This is a genomic window from Serratia oryzae (genome assembly GCF_001976145.1).
Classification (GTDB): domain Bacteria; phylum Pseudomonadota; class Gammaproteobacteria; order Enterobacterales; family Enterobacteriaceae; genus Chania; species Chania oryzae.
On the sequence record NZ_MOXD01000033.1, the window covers coordinates 1 to 2,960 of the forward strand.

A 2,960-nucleotide genomic window follows, 5' to 3' on the forward strand; every position below is an offset into this window, starting at 1 on the left:
GGCAACAGCCTGTGGATGCAACGCGATACCGCAGGTAATGCCAACAGCGAAATCGTCAATACGTCTGGCACCCTCGAAACCGAAAACGGCGATATCACCCTTAACACCACACATTTGCTGAATCAGCGTGATGGGCTGAAGATCGAGTCTACCTATACCGAATATCTTGCGCCTGAGCAGTTGTATATCGACGTGAAACTGGTTGATATGGATATCAGCGATCTGGGTTTTTACATGTGGGACACGTGCTCCAGTGAGAATTCCTGTTACGACATCTACCGGCTAGCCTTTAAAAAAGTACAGGATGAGAAAACTTTTCTTGTGAGTGAATCGGGCCTCTCAGTCACTGCAAACGGTGGGGCAGGCCGTATTGCCTCGGGGCGGGATATGCGTATTGAGGCCGCGACGCTGGAAAACAATGCCAGTGACATCCTGGCGCAGGGTGCAATGGCGCTCTCTGGTAACCTGCTGAATAACACCTCGGCGGTGGCGGGCAAGCAATCCGTCTATCATGTTTATCAATATCGTTATGAGTGTCTTTTCGACTGTTCAGATCCTCAGGCGGCTCATGACTTTAGGTTTATCGATTTTGGTTACAGTTCTTCCGGGAAACTTTTCACGTATGAAGATATCCTGTTTTTGGATGATGATGCCGAAGACAGGACAGTGCGTTATGTTCTGGCTGATGCCCCTATTTATGTCAACAGTCCCGGGGACGCCGTTTATCGCTCTGTGATCCAGGCCGGTGGTGCTATCACCGCAAACTTCGCGCAAGACATCAGCAACACCACGTTTTTTGCCAATGCAGGCGGGTTCAGCCATTCGCTGGCGACACCTACGCTCGATAGCCTGCAGCAACCGGGTAACGTAGAAGGCACACAGGCACAGGAACTGGCCGGTGACCCAAGCATTGCCGTAGGCACCCCAGCCTGGAAAGACAACCTGCAAAATGCGCTGAGCACGCTGGGCAACACGGCGGCAGATCTGGCGGACTACCCGTTGCCGAACGGCAGCGATGGCCGCTTCGTACCGAACCCGGATCCGAACAGCCCGTACCTTATCACCACCAACCCGAAACTGAACGGCCTGGGGCAGCTTGATAACAGCCTGTTTGATTCACTGTACAGTCTACTGGGTCAACAGCCAGGCAGTGACCCGCAGGAAAATGACAGCCGTTACACCAACGAAACGCAGTTTATCGGCTCGGCCTATTTCCTTGACCGCCTGAACCTGCGCCCGGATTACGACTATCGCTTCCTCGGGGATGCAGCTTTTGATACTCGCTATATCAGTAACGCCGTGCTGCACCAGACAGGCCAACGTTATATCAATGGCGTCGGTTCTGATATGGCGCAGATGCAATATCTGATCGACAACGCCGCGCAGGCGCAAACCGGGCTGGGCCTGAAGTTTGGTGTCAGCCTGACGCCGCAGCAGGTCGCTGCATTGGACAAGAGTATCGTCTGGTGGGAGCCGGTGACGGTCAACGGCCAGACGGTACTGGCCCCGAAACTGTACCTGTCGAGCAAGGATACGGTGGTACTGAACGGCAGCGTGATCGGCGGTAACCAGGTGAACCTGAATGCGGGCAGCCTGACCAACAGCGGCAGCACCCTTCAGGGTGGCGAACGTCTGAACGTGACCAGCCAGGGGGCGATCAACAACCTGAACGGTGGGTTGCTGAATGCGGCAGGTTCACTGCAACTGAGTGCTATCGGCGATATCAGCAACATCGGCTCTACCCTCAGCGGTAACCGCGTCGCGCTGGAAAGCCTGGATGGCAACATCATCAACCAGACGCTGACCCGCCAGTGGGCAGCGCAAGGCACAACGGGCGGCTGGCTGTCACAAAGCCTGTCCCTGTCGCACACGGAAGTGGGTGATATCGGCACCATTCGGGCCGGAGACTCGTTGAGCCTGAGCGCCGGGAACAACATCGATATTCTGGGGGCGACAGTGACCTCCGGTGGGGCCATGGCTCTGTCGGCGGGTAACGATATCAATATTCTGGCGAACAGCACCTACGATGCCGACAAGCGCCAGACCTGGAACAGCGTAAAAGAGAGCGAGACGCACAGCAGCCAGGCCAGTGAAATCAGCGCCGGTGGACCGCTGGTCGTGAATGCAGGCCGAGATGTGAATGTGCAGGCCAGCCAGGTGGGCAGCCAGAGCGATGCCACCGTGATGGCCGGGCGTGATATCAACCTGCAAACACAGGAAGAGAGCACGCGGCAGAAAAGCAACGGTGACGAGCAGCGCAGCAACGGTGCGACGCGCAGCACACTGACCAGCGGCGGTGATTTGACGTTAGGCGCTGGGCGGGATGTGAACGCGCAGGCGGCGGCGATAGTAGCAGATAACGACGTCAGCCTGAGCGCCGGGCGTGACGTGAACCTCACTACCCAACAGACCAGCGAGTACAGCGAAAGCAAAGGCGGCAAACGCCAGCAGGTGGACGAAGCCATTCGCCAGCAGGGTACGGAGATTGCCAGCGGTGGCAACACCACCATTCGTGCCGAACGCGATGCAACCTTGAATGCGGCACAGGTACAGGCCAGCGGTGACGTGGCGGTGAACGCCGGGCGGGATCTCACGCTCAACAGCGCCACCGAAAGCGATTATCACTTCTTTGAAGAGACCAAAACCAAGAAAGGCTTCCTGTCGAAGACCACCACCCATACGGTGCGGGAAGACTACGCGACGCAGGAAAAAGGCTCACTGCTCAGCGGCAACAACGTGTCGTTGTTGGCGGGTAACGACCTGACGGTAAAAGGTTCTGCCGTGGTCGGTGATGGCAATATTAATCTAAAAGCAGGTAATAACGTCGAGATAGTGGCCGCCACCGAAGAGCAATCAAGCTATCGGTTGGATGAGAAGAAAAAGAGCGGTGTGTTCAGCGGCGGTGGGCTGGGCTTCACTGTTGGCAGCACCTCGTCACGCCATCAGGTGAACGAAGACGG

General features: G+C 56.6%; 1 protein-coding gene. It reads left to right on the forward strand.

What is annotated here, in order from left to right:
• Positions 1 to 2,960: hemagglutinin repeat-containing protein (locus tag BMI79_RS22715; RefSeq protein ID WP_208611227.1), on the forward strand; the 2,960-nt coding region annotated here is incomplete at both ends.